Origin of the sequence: Chryseotalea sanaruensis, from assembly GCF_003990915.1 — a bacterium.
GTDB lineage: Bacteria > Bacteroidota > Bacteroidia > Cytophagales > Cyclobacteriaceae > Chryseotalea > Chryseotalea sanaruensis.
Genome location: NZ_BHXQ01000003.1, coordinates 521762 through 541478, shown reverse-complemented (window position 1 = coordinate 541478; position 19717 = coordinate 521762). Strand labels below are relative to the sequence as shown.

At 38.2% G+C, this 19717-nt stretch carries 17 protein-coding genes; 12 read left to right on the top strand and 5 right to left on the bottom strand.

Features of this window, described 5'->3' with window-relative positions; genetic code table 11:
- Nucleotides 1–26: 26 nt before the first annotated feature.
- Both SanaruYs_RS10315 and SanaruYs_RS10310 read right to left on the bottom strand, forming a co-directional pair.
- Nucleotides 27–320: a putative quinol monooxygenase gene (locus SanaruYs_RS10315; protein WP_127122472.1), complete on the bottom strand. Its 294-nt coding sequence runs from the start codon at nt 318–320 to the stop codon at nt 27–29.
- Nucleotides 321–521: 201 nt separating this feature from the next.
- Nucleotides 522–1295 carry an SAM hydrolase/SAM-dependent halogenase family protein gene (locus SanaruYs_RS10310; RefSeq protein ID WP_127122471.1) on the bottom strand — a complete coding sequence of 258 codons (774 nt, stop codon included), beginning with the start codon at nt 1293–1295 and terminating at the stop codon, nt 522–524.
- 89 nt (nt 1296–1384) lie between these two features.
- On the opposite strand from SanaruYs_RS10310, the gene SanaruYs_RS10305 reads away from it, so the two are divergent.
- The 12 genes from SanaruYs_RS10305 to SanaruYs_RS10250 all read left to right on the top strand — a co-directional run bounded on the left by SanaruYs_RS10305 (nt 1385) and on the right by SanaruYs_RS10250 (nt 15495).
- Entirely contained in the window at nt 1385–2338 is a 954-nt protein-coding gene (locus SanaruYs_RS10305; protein ID WP_127122470.1) for a PhoH family protein, read from the top strand.
- A gap of 245 nt (nt 2339–2583) precedes the next feature.
- Nucleotides 2584–4614, top strand: a complete 2031-nt coding sequence (locus tag SanaruYs_RS10300) for a ComEC/Rec2 family competence protein (protein WP_160118634.1) — start codon at nt 2584–2586, stop codon at nt 4612–4614.
- Nucleotides 4611–5384, top strand: a complete 774-nt coding sequence (locus SanaruYs_RS10295; RefSeq protein WP_127122468.1) for an enoyl-CoA hydratase/isomerase family protein — start codon at nt 4611–4613, stop codon at nt 5382–5384. The genes SanaruYs_RS10300 and SanaruYs_RS10295 overlap by 4 nt, the downstream gene beginning before the upstream one ends.
- An 88-nt stretch (nt 5385–5472) precedes the next feature.
- Nucleotides 5473–6330, top strand: a complete 858-nt coding sequence (locus SanaruYs_RS10290; RefSeq protein WP_127122467.1) for a substrate-binding periplasmic protein — start codon at nt 5473–5475, stop codon at nt 6328–6330.
- A 549-nt stretch (nt 6331–6879) separates the two neighbouring features.
- On the top strand, nt 6880–8793 hold the full coding sequence (locus SanaruYs_RS10285; protein WP_127122466.1) for a RecQ family ATP-dependent DNA helicase: 1914 nt from the start codon (nt 6880–6882) through the stop codon (nt 8791–8793).
- 184 nt (nt 8794–8977) lie between these two features.
- On the top strand, nt 8978–9760 hold the full coding sequence (locus SanaruYs_RS10280; RefSeq protein WP_127122465.1) for an abortive infection system antitoxin AbiGi family protein: 783 nt from the start codon (nt 8978–8980) through the stop codon (nt 9758–9760).
- A 124-nt stretch (nt 9761–9884) separates the two neighbouring features.
- Nucleotides 9885–10349, top strand: coding sequence for an RDD family protein (locus tag SanaruYs_RS10275; RefSeq protein ID WP_127122464.1), 465 nt, complete (start codon nt 9885–9887; stop codon nt 10347–10349).
- 199 nt (nt 10350–10548) lie between these two features.
- Nucleotides 10549–11091: a hypothetical protein gene (locus tag SanaruYs_RS10270; protein ID WP_127122463.1), complete on the top strand. Its 543-nt coding sequence runs from the start codon at nt 10549–10551 to the stop codon at nt 11089–11091.
- A 158-nt stretch (nt 11092–11249) separates the two neighbouring features.
- The gene (locus SanaruYs_RS10265; protein WP_127122462.1) at nt 11250–11873 is read left to right on the top strand and encodes a hypothetical protein; all 624 of its coding nucleotides are present in this window, start codon (nt 11250–11252) and stop codon (nt 11871–11873) included.
- Nucleotides 11874–12090: 217 nt separating this feature from the next.
- The gene (locus SanaruYs_RS10260) at nt 12091–12645 is read left to right on the top strand and encodes an REP-associated tyrosine transposase (protein WP_127122461.1); all 555 of its coding nucleotides are present in this window, start codon (nt 12091–12093) and stop codon (nt 12643–12645) included.
- 118 nt (nt 12646–12763) lie between these two features.
- Nucleotides 12764–13834 (top strand): fatty acid desaturase family protein, encoded by a 1071-nt coding sequence (locus tag SanaruYs_RS10255; protein WP_127122460.1) that lies wholly within the window; start codon nt 12764–12766, stop codon nt 13832–13834.
- A 455-nt stretch (nt 13835–14289) separates the two neighbouring features.
- Nucleotides 14290–15495, top strand: a complete 1206-nt coding sequence (locus SanaruYs_RS10250) for a TPR end-of-group domain-containing protein (protein ID WP_127122459.1) — start codon at nt 14290–14292, stop codon at nt 15493–15495.
- Nucleotides 15496–15879: 384 nt separating this feature from the next.
- On the opposite strand, the gene recN is transcribed toward SanaruYs_RS10250, so the two are convergent.
- The 3 genes from recN to fabF all read right to left on the bottom strand — a co-directional run bounded on the left by recN (nt 15880) and on the right by fabF (nt 19693).
- Nucleotides 15880–17532: a DNA repair protein RecN gene (gene recN, locus SanaruYs_RS10245; RefSeq protein WP_127122458.1), complete on the bottom strand. Its 1653-nt coding sequence runs from the start codon at nt 17530–17532 to the stop codon at nt 15880–15882.
- Nucleotides 17533–17622: 90 nt separating this feature from the next.
- Nucleotides 17623–18351, bottom strand: a complete 729-nt coding sequence (rnc, locus tag SanaruYs_RS10240; RefSeq protein ID WP_127122457.1) for a ribonuclease III — start codon at nt 18349–18351, stop codon at nt 17623–17625.
- Nucleotides 18352–18439: 88 nt separating this feature from the next.
- Complete coding sequence (fabF, locus tag SanaruYs_RS10235) at nt 18440–19693, bottom strand: beta-ketoacyl-ACP synthase II (protein ID WP_127122456.1); 1254 nt, start codon at nt 19691–19693, stop codon at nt 18440–18442.
- Between the last annotated feature and the right edge of the window lie 24 nt (nt 19694–19717).

Below are 19717 nucleotides of genomic sequence, written 5' to 3'. Positions count from 1 at the left end.
AGGCAACTGCTGTTGGTGTACATGCATTATAGTTCAATGTATTTTTCCAGCGAAAATGCCTGCGATCTTTCAGAAAATAAGGTTTTTACCTGCCCCCACACAGTACCAAAAAGTTCTGATTTTCTATAATTATTCAGGCATGCTTCATTTTGCCAATGGCTTAGGGTTGCAAAAGTATTGGGCTCATTAGCATCGCGCAAAAGTTGTAAATGGCTGCAGCCTTCAAAATTGCGGATGTCTTCTTTATTATTATTAAATATTTCCAGAAACTCGTGTACACCAGCTTCTGTAAAATGCATACGTACAACTCGGATTAACATAGGTTTGGGTGTTAGTTGGCTATTATTGGTTGTTGGTTGTTGGTTGATGGTTGTTCGTTGTTCGTTGTGGGTTGATGGTTATTTGTTTTATAAGTGTTAAGGTAACATAATACTATACCAAAGTAATTTGGTTGAGCCTTCTATTTGTCTCTGTTTAAAGAAAAGTATGTAAGCCTAACCATCAACCAACAACCAGTATCCCTATTCATCAAAAAGTATGCTTACCACACTGTCATATTCAAGGCCGAATAGTTCGGAAGCGTTGCCGCGATTAACGCCAATTTCTAATAATCCCAAACTATTAAAAAGAATAAAACAATCACCTTCTTCTACTTCCTGATAGGTAGTGTTGATGCGTCTGAATTTTTCCCCGCCAAATTGTATTGTAAAAACTTTCCCCTTACTTAGAATATCAAATGCTTCTTTTGGAATATTTGTGATAAGGTTTCCATAAGAATCCACTCGCACCACACTACCGGTAATTTGTCTTTTGGTGGCCTTAACCTGGCGATCGATCATTCGCTTAAAAGTGCCTAATGGTTTGCCCAAGTCGGTGAGTGAAACACCGCTGGCTAATTTTGCTGCGGCAGGAGCGAAAATATCCTTTTCGGGAAAAGTGGTATTTATTGGATTAATCGTATTGAGTTCTGCGATCTGTTGATGCGGTTTTTCGGTAATAAGCCCGAATAAACCATTATCTACACCTATAAAATAATGATCTTCCAGCTGCATAGCTATGGGAGCATCGCCCTTTTTGCCGATGGCGTCTACTGCAACAAGATGTATGGTGCCTTTGGGGAAGTCGCGAAACACTGATTTTAAAACAAAAGCAGCATGCCCGATATCGCAGGATGCTATTTTATGACTAATGTCTACGATTTTTATGCTCGGATTCGTGCTGAGTATCTTAGCTTTAATGGCTGCTACGTAGTGATCTTGTTCGCCCGAATCTGTTAGCAAGGTGACGATGGCCATGGTTGACGCTGCCAGTGATATTCTTTACTTTTGGCGAAGCAAAGTAAACATTTTTAACGCAGATTGTTTAAGATATAAATCATATACACTTGATAGAAAGAATCGTAGATCTCGACATAGTATCGTTGGTGGATTTTCTGGGAGAGGAGAATAAAAACATCCACACGCTGGCAGAAGCCTTTCCAAAAGCCAGACTAGTTTCCCGTGGTGACCAGATTATAATTAAGGGCAGCGCTTCGGAAGTAGATCAAATTGAAGAAATTTTGAATGAACTGATTGATCATTACCATGAATTTGGCAGGGTTACTCAGGAAAATGTAAAATCAAGGATTGGCAGAGAGGAAGAAGGTTTTTTGCCGGATGGGCCAACACCTCCAATTGGCGATGATGTGCTCCTTTTCGGAACGAGGGGAAATCCGATTAAACCCAAAACAGTTAACCAGTTAAAACTAGTGCAGATGGTTCGCGAGAACGACCTTGTATTTGCACTAGGGCCTGCAGGAACGGGTAAAACTTATATATCTGTGGCTATGGCGGTTAAAGCGCTTAAAGATAAGGTCGTAAAAAAAATCATTATAACGCGACCGGCTGTAGAGGCAGGAGAGAACCTTGGCTTTCTGCCGGGCGATTTGAAAGAGAAAATCGATCCGTATTTGCGCCCCATTTATGATGCGCTTAATGATATGATCCCTTTTGAAAAGCTGCGTTACTATATGGAACGTGAAGTAATTGAGATCGCACCACTCGCTTACATGCGCGGTCGCACACTCAACAACGCGTTTATTTTATTAGATGAAGCGCAAAACACTACACCCATGCAAATGAAAATGTTTTTAACACGCATGGGGCCTGAATCTAAAATGGTGGTGACGGGCGATGCTTCTCAAATTGACTTACCGCATAATCAAAAGTCGGGGTTAAAAGAAGCGTCAAGAATTTTAGAAGGTGTTAAGGGTATTGGTTTTGTTGAGCTGAATGAAAAAGATGTAGTAAGGCACAAACTTGTTCGCGATATCATTGAGGCTTACCAGAAATCTGTTTAGTTGAAATTTTTACTTGCCAAGGTTGGTATTGACACCAAGTTTTTTTTGCCACAGAGATCACAAATCAACACAGATAGATTCACTACTTCTGTGGAAATCTGTGATATCTGTGGCGCTTGTATCCTGTTGATCTTTATAGAATGATTTTAGGCCTGAGTTTTATTGCGGATTAGATCCAGCAAATTGTAATTGTGCCCATGTTCAGATGGGTTCCTTATGTGTTTGTAAGGTTTGCAATTTTCTTTATGGCTGGCATACTGCTGGCTATTTATTTGCCTGATAGTATTAATGAAAACTTCACCTTCTGGCTGTTATTCAGTGCAATCTTTTGCTATTTTTTTCTTTATGCTATAGCATTAATTAGAAATGTAAAGTTTAATACTGGCTTTGTTGGTCTTGTCATTATCTTTTTTGCTGGCTATTTGCTTGTGTTGCAAAAGACTGAAACCAGGAATAATCAGCATCTAATCCATTTTAAAGATACGATTTCACACTTCAAGGTAGTAGTAATCAGTCATGCGCAGGACAAAGCGAAGTCGTGGAAGATGGAAGCTCGTATTCAAAAAGTAAACACTAACAAGCAATGGTTGACTGTACAAGGAAAAGTACTATTGTATTTCTCTAAAGAATATTTCACAGAAGCTTTTCAGTATGGCGATGTACTGTTGATAGAAGGAAGTCCACAATTGCTAACGGCACCGGCCAATCCAGGAGAATTTGATTACAAGCGATTTCTCAGCTTTAAAAATATTCATCATCAGGTTTTTATAAGAGCAAATAATGTTTACCAAATTAATCATGAACCCGAATCGCGCATACTGGCTTATTCTATTAAGATTAGAGACTGGGCAGAAAAATCATTAAAGCAACATGTCAGAGGCGATCAGGAGCAAGCCATTGCTACAGCTTTGGTGCTTGGGATAACCGATGGACTTGATAATGATATCATGCATGCTTATTCTGCTTCAGGCGCTTTGCATGTATTAGCTGTATCAGGTTTACATGTGGGTATTATTTATAGCATTCTTCTTTTAATGCTAAAGCCTTTTAGTAAAAGACCTGGTGGTAAATGGGTAATCGCTGTAGTTGGTTTAATAGTGTTATGGATTTACGCTTTGGTTACTGGGTTGTCACCCTCTGTTTTACGGGCAGTTACTATGTTTTCATTTGTAGCATTTGCCAGGCCCTTGGGTTGGTCCACTAATATTTACAATACTTTAGCTGCTTCAGCTTTTTGTTTATTGCTGCAAGATCCTTTTCTGATTATGTCTGTAGGCTTTCAGCTTTCCTACTCTGCTGTTTTGGGTATTGTGTATTTGCAACGCCCTATCTATTTACTGTGGTATGCTCCTGGCTATTGGGCTGATAAGGTGTGGCAGATTTCAACGGTATCCTTAGCAGCACAGCTATCTACAGTTTCTTTAGGTTTACTGTACTTTCATCAGTTTCCGGTTTATTTTCTTTTCTCCAATCTTTTTGTAATACCTATTTCTTTTGCCGTACTCGTTTTGGGCTTGGCAGTATTGGCACTTAGTTGGTTAACTCCATTGGCATCTTTAGCAGGGTGGCTGTTAACAAAATGTATTCAGGCCATGAATGGTTCAGTGCTTTTGGTAGAAAGTCTTCCTTTTAGTTTATTAGATAATTTGTACATCACCACCACGCAATCATGGCTTATCATGTTTAGCCTGGGTTCATTGCTGTTGCTCTTTCAGTATAAACAATTCGCATATCTTAAAGTTGCTTTTGGTTTTGTGTTGTTGCTTGCTGTCAGTATGTGGTATCATTATCATGAGGCGGTAAACAAACATGAATGGATTGTTTATAAAGTGCCAGGATCCTCGGCTATGGATTTTATCAGTAGTGGTCGCTCCATCTTTGTGGCAGATTCGGCTTTGTTAAACGATGCTGCAAGAATTCGATTTCATATTCGACCTAATCGTTTAATCAATGAAGTAAAGGAGGTTGAGACGGTGGCTATAGTAAGTGGTGATGATTCTGTAAATGGTTGTAAATTGCTTCAGTTTCGAAATAAACGTGTTTTAATAATTAACGAAAACGTTACTAACCTACCTGAGATGTCGGTAGATTTTGTGGTGATTAGTCATAATGCTATAACAATAGAAAAGCTGGTAGAGAAGATTAATTTCGATCAGGTGATACTAGATAGCAGTAACTCTTTTTACTTTGCCGAACGAATGCTTGCTGAAGCTACGCAATTGAATAGAAATGCATTTTCAGTTTTGCATACCGGATATTTTAAACATACGATATGAATTATTTAAAGTACGAGGTAATCAACAGAATTGCCTTTATTACACTTAATAGGCCGGAGAAACGAAATGCATTAAGCCATGAATTGGTATCAGAACTCATGGAGGCTTTTGATGCTGCCTCAATTGACGAAGCAGCAAAAATTGTGGTATTGTGCGCTGAAGGAGAGGCCTTTTGTGCAGGAGCAGATTTAGCTTATTTACAAAAACTGCAGTCGTTTTCTTACGAAGAGAATGTTGCTGATTCTAATCATTTAAAGGATCTGTTTTTAAAAATATACACACTTAATAAAGTTGTAATCGCACAGATACAAGGTCATGCTTTGGCAGGCGGATGCGGACTAGCAGCAGTTTGTGATTTTTCTTTTACAGTACCTGAAGCAAAGTTTGGTTATACCGAAGTAAGAATTGGTTTTATACCAGCCATAGTAATGGTGTTTTTGTTAAGAAGAATTGGAGAGGGAAAAAGTAAGCAACTTTTGTTGAGTGGCGATTTGATCAGCGCAGAAGAAGCGTGTAACCTTGGACTAGTTAATTACTTAAGCACAGTTGAAAGTCTGGAACAAGATGTATTAGATTTTGCCAATAAATTAATTCGTTCTAACTCAGCTCAATCGATGGCTGCCACCAAGCAGATGGTTGCAGCAGTACAATCTATGCCTCTAACAGAAGCCCTCAATTATGCTTCATCGATGAACGCCAAGGCAAGAGGTAGCGAAGATTGTCAAAGAGGAATTGCGGCCTTTTTAAATAAAGAAAAGCTGATTTGGTAGAAATCTTACATAAAAAGTACTTCAATATTACTTTTTGGCCGAATAATTGGGGTTAATCCTTTAATATTAAATGATTAACGATTGACCAATGAAAACAATTAAACTTATTCCCCTCTTATTTTTGATTAGTACGGTTGGCCTGTTTGCCCAGGGTTATACGGGTGATACGTGGGCTCAGGTGAAAGCTACGGGCAAAGGCACAGTTAGTATGGCCTATGTTGAGACCCCCAGTTTTGTATATAAAGATGCCAGCGGAAAACTTACCGGTATCTGTGTAGATATTATGACGGACTTTGTAAAATGGACAAGTGAGAATAAAAAAGTTAGTCTTACTTCAAAATTTGTTGGTGATGGCAGTAGCTTCCGCGGCATGTACGACAAAACAAAAGCTTCTGTTGGTGGTGTGTTTGGTTTAGGTAATATCACCATTACAGATGAACGTAAGAAAGAAGTTAAATTCAGTCCGCCTTTCATTACCAATTTTGCCATTTTAATTACGCAAAACAGTGTGCCTACCTTGGCCAAATTTGAAGACTTGCCAAACACTTTTGGTAAACTAACAGGTTACACCGCAAAAGGCACATTAAATGAAAAGAGAATTCTGGAACTAAAGAAAACATACTTTCCAGCGATGAAGATTGCGTACACTGCCACTAGCCAGGAAACGCTTGAGAAGGTAATGGCTGATCCCAATGGTTTTGCTTATTTGGATCTGGGATTTTACCTGGAAGCTGTTAATATGAAAAAAAGCATAAAGCGACATCCAATTGCTGATAAAGCTGCAGAACAATTTGGTTTTGTGCTGCCACTAAATAGCGACTGGTATCCTGTTCTTGAGGAGTTTTTTAATTCAGGTGGTGGTTATTTAAACTCAGCGCAATACAGAAAAATTTTAGTCAAGCATCTGGGCGAAACCGGTGTTAAACTATTACAAAGCGCCAAGTAGTAATTGAATTACAATTGTAAAAACTGCTAATGCGCGTCTTTACCTAACATCCGTCAGATCGCTGTTTGCTTTCGCATTCAGCGGTCTGACGGATGTTTTTTTTCTCTTCCACTCATCTTCTCCGAAGGGACGATGAGGTTACCTCACGTTGAAGGTTGCGTATGGTAATTTTTTAACGTAATAAGTCTTTAAAAGCGTATCGTCCCCAACCGGGAGACGATACTTGACAGATAAAATCTTAGTAATAATTCTTTTAAAAATAGCCACCCTGAATAGAATGCGATTTTCTTGTGCTTACTTACAGCATGCTCAGACAAGGCATTATGCTATCTTTGGTCTGGCAGGGTATGTGCGCCTGCCTGCCGGTAGGCAGGGATAGCATACAGCCTTGAATGAGTATGCGAGGCCCAGCGGCCTGAGAGCGAATCACAATGGTTGCTACTTATTCGAAGTACTTTGAAAATATTCTCTTTTTCAGTTTAATCAACGAACATTACATTCTTTTATTTTCTAGCAATTCTCGTTGTATCTTAGTCGCTTTCCCATTGCGTGTCAACAGCCTTATCCATATTACAGCAGTATTGGAAGCATAGTCAGTTTCGACCTTTGCAGCAGGATATTATTGATGCTGTTGTGAATGGCCACGACACTTTAGCCCTCTTACCAACGGGTGGTGGTAAATCCATTTGCTTTCAGGTGCCGGCATTAATGATGGAAGGCGTTTGCATTGTTATCTCCCCGCTGATTGCCTTGATGAAAGATCAGGTAGAGCAGCTAAAGAAACGCGACATTCTTGCTGTAGCTGTTCATTCGGGCATGAATCGTTATGAAATAGATTTACACCTGAACAATGCCTTGTATGGTGGAATGAAATTCCTTTACGTTTCACCTGAGCGTCTGCAAACTGATATCTTCATTGAACGCTTTAAGCAAATGAAAGTCGCGCTGATAGCTGTTGACGAAGCACATTGTATTTCACAATGGGGTTACGATTTCAGGCCTCCGTATTTACAGATTGCTGAATTGCGCACCTGGCATCCTAAGGTACCGATCATTGCATTAACAGCTTCAGCAACACCACAGGTGTGCACAGACATTATCCAGAAGCTATCTTTTCAACCAAGTCATAAAATATTTCAAAAGAGTTTCGCAAGGGAAAATCTTTCTTTTGTAGTGCGAAAAAATGAAAGCAAGGAGAGAAAATTATTAGAAATTTTAACAAAAGTAAAAGGCACAGCCATTGTATATGTTCGTTCGCGGAAAGCCACCGAAGCGGTATCCAACATGCTTAACAGAAGTGGTATTGCTTCAACTTATTACCATGCAGGGCTCTCGCATGCCGTGCGGAGTAAACTGCAAGACGATTGGATTGCCAACAAAGTAAGGGTAATTGTGGCAACCAATGCTTTTGGTATGGGCATAGATAAACCGGATGTGCGTGTAGTAGTGCACCTGGATTTACCAGAAAACCTGGAAGCTTATTATCAGGAAGCGGGTCGCGCGGGACGTGACGGTATTCGTTCCTTTGCCGCTATACTTTTTCAGGAGGCTGATGCACAGGATTTGCAAACAAAGGTTGAGCAATCGCAGCCAGCTTTTGAATTTTTGCAAAAAATATATCAGGCCTTATGTAATCACTTTCAATTGGCAATGGGCAGCAGTGGGGGAGAGAGTTACGATTTTGACTTACAACATTTCTGTGACCGCTTTCAGTTTTTCCCCGGTGAAGTTTACCATGCTTTGCGTAAACTGGAGGAATCAGGCCTAATAACTTTTAATGAAAGTTTTTATGCACCCTCCCGCATTCATATGAGTATGGATAAAGGGGCTCTTTATCAGTTTCAGGTAGCTAATGAAAAATTTGATCCGCTGATTAAAATGATTTTGCGTTTGTATGGTGGTGAAGTGTTTGCAGATTTTACATCAATTGCCGAATCGTATTTAGCAGAAGGCTTAAAGACTTCTGCTAAAGTAATTAAAGAACAACTTACCCATCTTGATAAATTACAGGTACTTGCTTATCTACCACTGAAAGAGCAACCGCAACTCACTTTTGTATTACCACGACAAGACAGCCAGTACCTACCGGTAGATAAAAAACTACTTAAAGAAAGACGTGATTTGATTATCGGTAAGATGCAAGCCATGCTCAACTACGCTTCACAAGATCACCGTTGCCGTATGCAGGTAATTCAGGAATATTTTGGTGAAGAAACTTTTGATCAATGTAGTTTATGCGATGTGTGTGTTGATAAACGCAAAAAAGAAAATACACAATCTGTTGTTGAGCTAAGAGAAGAAATTATACGACTAGTAAAAAATCAACTTTTTACTGTTGATGAACTTGAGACAAGAATAGCCCCAGCGGATACTGAATTATTTGTTGAGGTAGTACGTGAACTGGTGGAGGAGGGGAGGATAAAGTATGATGAGGTTTGGAGGTTGGTGCCGGGGAAAGTATAATTAGTGTATAAGGAAAAGCTGTTTTAGTTGCTAGCTACGAGCCTCTAACCTCGAGCATCGAGTTATATTTGATCATTTTTCTTGCAGATATGTACAAAACCAGCCGATATTAGAGACTAATACAACAGTATGGGCTCGGGGTATTATATAGGCATGCGTTGGCTGCCATACGGTTCAAAAAAATATGGACAACCTAATTACATCTGACGAACTTTTTCACTTCACAAAATTTGAACACCTACTTGGGATTGCTGAGAATGGCTTTTATCCGAGATACAGATTTGAACACACAACATTGAGTGACCTTTTTCCAAGACCGGCAACTGTTTCGCTAATTCCAATGGTTTGCTTCTGTGACCTTCCAATTAACTTGACTGAAAAGCACTCGCAAAAGTATTCTCCATGTGCAATTGGACTTTCTAAGAACTGGGGTTATAAGAGAGGCTTGAATCCGGTAATTTATATTTCAGATAATTCGGCATTAGGTGACGCAATTGGAGCGCTTATTAATAGTTTTTCAAATTACCATTCATCGAAAGTGAAGTGCCTTGAAAGTAACACGGAGGTTGTTTCAATGATCTCTCAAGCAATGAAAGGTTTTATTCATCTTTCGACTTACGTTAAGCAATATGAGAACAATAGTGAAAGTATATTCTTAAATAAACGAGGACAGGCTATTGACATAGGGCGATTTTATGATGAACGAGAATGGAGATTTGTTCCAGTTGACAAATCGGGACTTCCCCCTGTCTTGATTCCCCACGAGGACTTTCAAGATGGACAAAAAATGAAAGAACATAATAAAGAACTGGAGAAATATAAACTTGAATTCGAGTTGGACGACATCAAGTTGTTTGTTGTTGAGAATGACGGACAAAAGAACGAATTAGAAAAAATAATTGCAAGTAGATTTAAAATATCAATAGGGGACATAGAAAGACACTTTCATATAAAGGTGTTGGTGTAGAACAGCAAGGGAGCCAACAGCGGCTATAAAGCATTGCTTTTGTTTAACTATTTTTTAAGGATAAAAGTAACGATTCAGAGCCAAGCGTTATCGTAAGCATTAACTAAGCCATAAAATAATAAAAATGCAAAATCAGAATGATGTCATTGATTACGAAGTAATTCATAATTCGAACAAAGAAATTAATGTGGAATTACTTCAATTTCCCTCACTATTATCAAGAGTAAAAGCGTTAATTTTAGATTCATTAGTAATACTTTTTGTATTTTCAATAGTGTCAGTTTTAATAAACTTACTAGGTGATATACCAAGCTTCCTAAAGGGTTTTATCTTGATATTTATGTTTTATTTGTATGATCCATTGCTCACATCCTTTTTTGGAGCAACTTTAGGACATCGAATTATGAGCTTAACAGTTCGTAAATACAATAACCATGATTTGAAAATTTCATTAGGAAAAGCATTGTTAAGATTTTTTCTAAAACTTTTCTTAGGATGGATTTCATTCTTGACAGTAACAAGTAGTAAGCAAAAAAGAGCAATTCATGATATAGTAAGTGGCTCAATCGTAATATACAAGAACAAATAATGCCTATTACTAACTAGGTGTATGCACTATTGCTTTCTCTATCTCGCCCTCGTCTGTAACGAGGGTGATCGAGATATGCGATTGCATCGCTTTTGATTTCGCATTGCAGCTGTGAAAACAGTAATGCACTAAAAGTGCTAAATTCGTACTTCTCATTGCAAACTAGGATGAGTGCTGGGCACAATTGTACTTTAAATTTATGAGATACGTTTTGACTATTTTTTTTAGTTTCTCCTTCTTAACAGGCCAAGGACAGACGATTGTTTCAAATGATACTCTTCAATGGAGAGAATCTCGGCCCATAACATGGGACGACTTTAAGGGCGAGCCAATGGAAGGACTGGGACTAGCAGGAGAAATATTTTGTATGAATCTTGCAAATTTCGAAAGACCTAATGCCTTTCAGAAAACAAAATTCAAGGTGGTGGCAATATTTGACAGAACAAAATCCTGGATTGATAGTAATGCAAGGACAGAAACAGGACTAATTTATTTTCTAGTAATGTTCAATATTTACGAGGTACATGCACGAAGCTTGAGAAGAGATTTAGCCACAAGTAAGTTTGGCTATGACCCAACACCTTTATTTCAAGAAAAGTATAATAATTCAATGACCAATTTGGCTAATGAGTTCAACCAGTTCAGACGTGAGACCAAAATGGGTGCTGACGTTAGTGCACTGATGACATGGAAGAAAAGGGTAGAAGAAGAATTAATTACATTGGAAGAATTCAGGCGTTAGAGCGACTAAGGCAAAATAAATTATTATAGTACGACTACTCCAACTTGCCCTGGTTTGCAACGAGGGTGAGAGAGGTACGAGTAGAAGCGATAGCGTGCATTTAGCGACAGATAATGAAGAGATTGATTATTATATTATCCCTGATAAACCTGCCAGCAATGGCTCAGGAAAGAATAATAACGAAGGACTACATAATTAGCGAATCAGAGATTATTTCGAGAAAGCTTCATAACCTGGAAAATGAATCCAATGACATAATTTATAGAATTTGGATTGAGCCAGACTTAATAATAGAAATTGGAAATAATGTGATTTTGACTTTGTACATCACTAATTACGATAAGAAAAAGAAACAAAGTGTTGTTGAAAATGTAGAAAATATAAGTCTGGATATTAATCCCAAACTACTGTTAAATCATTTTGATAGTTTAAAGCTAGATAAATGGAGGGACGCAAAAAGTCGTATTGATAATAAAGCTGTTTCAGAAATACACGATGGCCACCGAATATTGATTGAATTTTCATCAAAAGAAGAGTATAGAATTTTTAGCCTTTATGGACCTTTAACTGACAAGTCACAGAATTCGCGTAAGACTTTAGATTTGTTAAACTTTATTTCAGACTCAATAAATCCAGATATGCATAGAATGGAGTATTACCAAAGATTGTCAATGACAAATAAGAAAGTCAAACGGAGGCTTAAAGATATAATCGAGTATAAAGATTTTTTTAAAAAACAGATTGAAGATAATATATTCCCAAAAATGTGGGGTGATTTCTAATCACACCCCACTCGCCTTTCCTTGTAACGGATGTTAACCTAGTAAAATTTAATAGCTCATCGTGCCCCCCACTCGCCCTCGTTTGTAACGAGGGTGTGCGAGGTGTGCGATTGCATCGCACTTAAAGCTCAATTAATCTTCTTAAAAGTTTAATAAGCCTTAGCCATTGATTTACCAGTTGTCTTGTTGTGGGAAAAATCCAGATATTGAATTATAAATGTCAGGCGATAGATACTTTGTTAACGACCAGCATTCGCGATATTTTCTTACACTCACAGTTATTCATTGGATTGATCTTTTTACAAGAAAAGAATATCGAGATGTACTTGTCGATTCTTTAAAATATTGCCAGGCTGCCAAAGGCCTTGAGATTTACTCCTGGGTTATAATGTCTAATCATGTTCATTTAGTTGCGGCTTGTCACATGCCACACCGCATGTCTGATTTTCTAAGGGATTTTAAGAAATTCACTTCAAAGAAGATAATAAGTGTTATGGAAGAAATTAATGAAAGCAGAAGGGAATGGTTGTTAGATAAATTTGCTTTTGAAGCCAGGCGTACACAGAGAGCTAAAGATTTTAAAATATGGACAGACGATAATCATGCCATTGATTTAGATCAAATGAAGATTGATATGCTGAATAAAATAGATTATGTTCACAATAATCCTGTTGAAGCGGGGCTTGTTTATCGAGCAGAGGATTATGTTTATAGTAGTGCATTAGATTATTCGAGAAAAGGGAAGGGGCTTTTAAAAGTAACCGTACTATAGGCGAAATGGCACTGCAAGTGCCAACCTCAGGCGTCCTCGTTGCAAACGAGGACGAGTAGAGCTCATAAGCCGGGCATCATTTTTGTTAACCTGAATACAATTAAAATTCAAGGAAGACATGAAGATAAAATTCAAAAAGAAATCCTCGGAATTCTATCAGGAGTTGATTATGGAAACTAATTCTATATTAACGGAAACGGAATTAAAAAAAGCTAAATGGCTGCTTCAATTTAAATTTGTGTTTTATTTTCTGGTGTTTATTGCCTTATACATTAACCTATTCAACGCACTAATTATTCAGCATTGGGCATTGATTTATCTCAATTATATCTTTTTAGGGCTATTTGGTATTTTATTGGCATTTAATAGTTCTCATGATTGTGTCCATCACACTTTCTCCAATAATAAAAGGCTAAATCAACTCATTTATTACGTTACTTTTAACCTTCAAGGGGTTAATTCCAGGCTTTGGAAAAAGCGACATATTGCGTCACATCACATATTTCCAAATGTAGACGGCTGTGATGCAGATATAGATAATAATCCATTTATTCGATTATCGGAAAGTCATGAAAAAAAGGTGTTACACAAATATCAACACATTTACGCAACAGTCCTTTATTGTTTATACACTTTGCATTGGATCTTTGTGAAGGACATTATTTATTTATCAAAAAGTGAATTAGCAAACCTTAAAAATCAAACCTATTCCTTTTCCTTTATTGTTGAATTGATACTGTTGAAAGTTTTTTATTTATCTTATTTAATCGTTATTCCATATTTACTGTCGGACATTCCCTTGATTACGATCATCACTGCATTTCTGTTGATGCATTTTGTTATTTCAATATTTTTTGTGCTCACCTTGATCATTTCACACTTAACAACAGAAACTGAATTTCCTAAAACAGATAGGCATGGGTTTTTACCTTATGATTACTATGAACACCAACTTGCAGTTTCCCTGGATTACCATCCAGGGAGTAAATTAGCTAACTGGATTTTTGGCGGATTTAACTCTCATGCTGCGCATCATTTATTCCCGAAATTGCCACATACTACGTATAACTTAATTTCACCAACAATTAAATCACTAGCCATAAAATATAGATTACCGTATAATGAGATGAGTTTAATTGACGCTATATTTTCTCATTATAAATATTTAAAAAAATTAGGACAGCAGTAAGTAAGGTTTATACTGGTCTTTAGATTGCTTACACAGTGACTAAACAGGAATAACTTTACGAGGGGAGGCGCTCAGAGTTCGCCCCCTGGTCGTGGCGTCTCGCTACGACCCTTGAAAAGGCTAGCCTAAATTATTATTTTTATGTGTGGAATTTAGAAGACATGGTCAGATAGTATTTGTTCATGATAATCAGTAGCTTTATTTTATAACATTTATCGTCATTCCTTAGATCAAGGCTTTTATTCGGGAAGAATGCAAAGGCGTTCTGTACGACAAATAAAGAATAACTACGCAATTGTGCAGGTGTTTATTATGGAAGTAGAAAGAACGAAAGTGAATTGGTGTTTGTATAAACATGGAAAAGGTCGTAGCGAGACGCTACGACCAGTGAGGGAAACTCCCTCGGGTGACTCGACTGTGAACACATCTAGATCATAGAAAAAACTCTTTGACTTATGAGAAAAATAAGAAAACTAAGTATCATAATTTTTTGTCTCTCGTTCATTACGATATCTTTTGCGCAGGACAAGCTTCAAAGTTATTATACATTAGTTAATACCGCTAGTAAATACTATAAAGAAGGTGATTACAAAAAATCATTACAAGCTTATCAATCCGCATTTAGCATAAAAAGAGACAATGCCTCTGATTTCTATAATGCTGCCTGTAGCGCCTCATTAGCTGGCAAAAAGAGTGTGGCGTTTAATTTTCTCGATACATCATTATCTCTTGGTTGGAGTAATTCCGATCATTTGGAAAAGGACCAAGATCTTTATAATCTTCACGGGTCATCACAATGGAAAGACATTATTGTGAAGGCTAGACAAAATTCTGAAAATTTTTCTTTAAAATCTGTTATATCTCGAGTTGAATCTTTGATTCAATCAAGGAATACTAAAGATTTGCTAGGAATGTTAAAAATTGATTCAAATTTAGTTGACAAAATTGATTTCAAAAATAAAATAGAATTCGTTGAAGATTTTCTTGGAAATAACAGAATTAAAAGGTTGGATAATTTGGCAAAAGGCTCAAGTAATTCTTCTACATTAAAGGATGGAACATTAATTGAAAGGCATCAAAAGATTTATAATCTTATACCTAATTTTTTCGGTAAGCATACGTCTCAACTGTTTTTTAATCCATTGTGCTTTGAAGTTCAAATCATACTTGAAAAAATTAATGGGAAATGGAAACTTTATAATATTGAATTACTAGATAAGCGTTTTAAACAAGAGTACAACTTGGAGGGCGATATTGGGGATTTTTTGAATAAAACTGATTCTGTTTCTTTTAGATTTTTCGTGGGCAATGACACTAGGCAAATTGCCGGAGGTGGTACGATTAGTCTTTCAAATCTTGAATTTCTAAAAGGCAACCATGAACTAGTACGTCTAAATTTTGAGAAAATTGTTAACTACGAAGACAATTCCAACAACTACATAAGCTTAGTATTGATAAAGAATGGCCCTAAAAACAATTTGCCATTTCCGGATTTTTTTAATCAATCTAAACCAGTAATTAACAAACTCGAGTTTGTTTTCAGTCGGACAAATATGAAAGTGTGCTGGATTTCGAATGGGATAGGATATGACTTCTACGAAACAAATTTAACAACAGAAATTGAGAAATTTGTTAAATTGGAATTGTCTTCAATCAAGTAATGATAAATGACCCTAAGGCAATTTTTTAAACGACAACTAACGCACCAGCTACAACAAGGTGGACAAGTGATAGGCTTAACATTTATTGAGTATCAAAAATTATAATCTTGTTAATCCTCAGATCCTGACCATCCTGATACGGACAATTTTGTTTATCGGGCAGAGAATTTGTTTATAGCAGTGCATTGAATTATTTAAGAAAAGGCAAGGACTTTTAGCAGTAATTGCATTATAGACAAGATGGCACTGAAAGTGCTAACCTCAGGCATCCTCGTTGCACACGAGGACGAGGAGTGCGTAGTTAGCTTTTGGTGAATAGGATTTTAGCTTCTAACCTCTAACTTCTAGCATCGAGCTTCTAACTTCCAGCCTCGTTAATAACATTTAAAGCTTCATCAACTCTTTCGCGCTGTCCAATGCAGTTTTAGAAGGCTTGGCACCGCCAATCATTTCAGCAATTTTTTCGATGCGTTCTTTTTCATCGAGTTCTTTAATGATACTGATTGTTTTTGAAGATGAATTATCCTTATACACATAAAAGTGTGCATCACCTTTCGCGGCAATTTGTGGTAGGTGACTGATGGTAATGAGCTGATGTTTTTTGGCCATCTTCTTCATCATGTCACCCAACTTCAAGGCAATCTCACCGGAAACACCGGTATCAATTTCGTCAAGCACCAAAGTAGGCATAGCTTGTTTTTCCGCCATTACTTGCTTAATGCAAAACATGAGGCGTGCAAATTCACCACCAGACGCAACTTGTGCCAAGGGTCTTGGACTAATCCCTTTATTGGCACTAAATAATATATCAATTTTATCGGTACCAGTGGCGCCAGGGGCTATGCTGGTACTTTCAAATTCTATTACCGCAGTGGGTATGCCCAATTCCTTTAAGGGACTTGTAATTTCTTTAGCCAGTGCAGTAAAAACTTTATGTCTTGAGTCGCTTAGTTTTTTAGCAAGGGCTTTTAATTCTTTCTCTGCCTGTTCGTATGCTTTTTTCCGATTGGCGAGTGCTTCATCTACATTGTCAGTGATGTTTGCTTTTTCCTGCAGTTCTTCCTGTAGGGCAATTAAAGCAGCAACATCATTCAGTCTGTGTTTTTTAAGCAGGCGATATAATACGTTGATACGCTCTTTTACAAATTCTGCACGTTCAGCATCAAAATCAATGGAAGATTCTTCACGCTCTAATTCGTCAATAATGTCATCCAGCTCAATCAGAAGACTATCCACACGTGTGAAAAGTGTATTATACTTTTCAGCATAAGCATTTACCTGTTGTATAAGGCTGCGTGCTTCGCTGATGGAGTTACGAGAAGCATATTCACCATCCTGCAAAATGGCAAGCGATGCGCGAAAGCGTTGCTTTATCTCTTCAGCATGCTCCATTATTTTTGCTTCCGATTCCAACTTGGCCTGGTCCAGGTCATGCAAATCAGCCTTCACCAATTCATCTAACTGAAAGCGGATATAGTCCGATTCGGCCTTCAGTGTTTCAGCTTCTGCTTTTAGAGTTTCGTATTCTTTTTTGGTCGCCAGATAGGTCTTCCAGGCAAGGGCATACTCAATGCGTAAATTTTCATTCTCTGCAAAGGCATCTACCAAAGCCAGCTGAAAAGATTGTTGCCCGAGCAATAAGGTTTCGTGCTGTGAGTGAACATCCAGCAAGAGGCTGCTGATTTTCTTCATCACCTCCAGTGTAACCGGAGTATCGTTGATAAAGGCCCTCGACTTACCACCGGGACTAATCTCGCGTCTGATCACCGTGTTATTATCGTAATCAAGATCTTCTGATTTGAATACATCCTTTAACTTGTAACCCTTGATATCGAAGATAGCCTCAGTGACACATTTCTCATCGGCATTCCAAAGCACTTTGGTGTCGGCACGATTGCCCATGAGCAAACCTAGTGCACCCAGCATAATAGATTTACCTGCACCGGTTTCACCGGTAACAACTGATAAAGAATCTGAAGGTTTTAACTCTAGTTCTTTAATAAGGGCGTAATTCTTTATGGTAAGATGCTTAAGCATCGTATTGGTTTATTGGACAGTAAAAAAACAATAATTCTAGTGAAGATACTTAAGTCCGATAAAAAAATATTGACAATCAATGACAAAGTACTACTCAGTGTTTTGGATTTGCAGCAACTCGATGGTTTTAAAGGCTGCGTCTTGTTCGGCTTTCTTTTTGTTATTGCCATAGCCGGTTCCTTTTGCCTCATTATCAATCATTACCTGGGCGGTAAACTCTTTTCGGTTTTTAGACTTTTTCACCTCAACAATTTCAAAGCGAATGATTTTCCCCTCCCGTTGCGACCATTCTATGAGCTTGCTCTTATGGTTTGAGTTGGAGTTGACTATTTCATCCAAATCGTAATTAGGCGCAATCAGTTTATCTATTACAAATTTTTTGCAACGCAGATAGCCCTTATCCAGATAAACAGCCCCGACAATGGCTTCAAGGGTATTACCCAAAATTACTTGTTGCAGATGCAGGTTTTTATTGTCGAATTGCACAATGTTACCAATGCCAATTTTACGTGCCAGTAAGTTAAGTGCTTCTCTGTTAACAATACGCGATCGTATCTCTGTTAAGAAGCCTTCATCTTTGTAAGGAAATTTTTTGAAAAGGTAATCGGCAACAGCAGCACCTAAAATAGCATCGCCCAGGTATTCTAAACGTTCATTAGAGTCTTTTAATCCTTTGCTGTTTGGCTTTGCAATTGAGCTATGCAAAGTTGCTAGTCGGTATAGCTCTAAATTAGAAGGTGTAAAACCTGCAAAATTCCGGATAGCAGCTATAAGCTTTGTATCTGATTCCGATTTACTTCTGAGAATTTTCCAGACCAAACACTAATGCATTAGGTAAAACATCTTTTGCCAAGTCATAAACTTACACAAAGGATTTGAACGGTAAAAATGTGATTTTGAGGACTGCTTAACCTTTGTACTTCTTAAGGATAATTGAGAAGTTGTGTCCTCCAAAGCCGAAGGTGTTGCTTAAGGCAACATTCACTTCGCGTTTTTGGGCAATGTTAAAGGTTAAATTCAGATTTGGATCAAGCCCATCGTCATCCGTAAAATGATTAATGGTAGGTGGAATTACGGAATCGTTAATAGCCATAATACAAGCCAGGGCTTCAATTGCTCCTGCGGCTCCAAGTAAATGACCTGTCATGGATTTGGTAGAACTGATATTTACCTTGTAGGCATGTTCACCGAATACACGCTGAATGGCTTTGATTTCACCTATATCACCAAGTGGTGTAGAGGTTCCGTGCGTGTTTATGTAATCGACATCAGCCACGGTAAGCCCTGCTTCTTCCAAAGCAATTTGCATAACACGTGTAATGCCTAAACCTTCCGGATGTGGCGCAGTAATATGGTAAGCATCGGCAGTCATGCCTCCACCTACTACCTCTGCATAAATTTTAGCACCGCGTTTTTTTGCGTGCTCGTACTCTTCTAGAATGAGGGCCCCGGCACCTTCACCCAATACGAAACCATCGCGGTCTTTGTCGTAAGGGCGGGAGGCTGTTTCCGGAGAATCATTTCTTTCAGATAATGCTTTCATGGCATTAAAACCACCCACACCTGCTTCCGCTACTGCAGCTTCCGAACCACCCGTTACCATAACATCAGCCTTACCCAAACGAATGTAGGTGAAGGCATCATAAATGGCATTGGTAGAAGAAGCACAGGCAGAAACCGTAGAGAAGTTTGGACCACGGAAGCCATACTTGATAGAAATGTGGCCGGCACTTAAGTCGGCAATCATTTTAGGAATAAAGAAAGGATTGAAACGGGGCGTACCGTCTCCCTTCGCAAAAGATTTAACTTCTTCAGAAAAAGTAATCAACCCTCCGATGCCAGAGCCCCAAATTACCCCAACACGGTCGGGGTTGAGTTCTTGCAGCGGAAGGTTTGAGTCTTTAACGGCCTCATCGGCAGAAACCATCGCATACTGCGCAAAAAGGTCGAGTTTACGCGCCTCTTTACGGTCCATGAAATTGCCTATTTCGAAGTTTTTAACCTCGCAGGCAAATTTTGTTTTAAACAGTGTTGTATCAAATTTAGTAATGGGCGCAGCGCCACTTTTCCCCTCCTTCAGACCTTTCCAGTATTCCTGGTAAGTATTGCCGATTGGGGTAAGCGCACCTAGTCCTGTAACTACAACTCGTTTAAATGTCATGGTTTGCGGGATGAAATGGTCAAG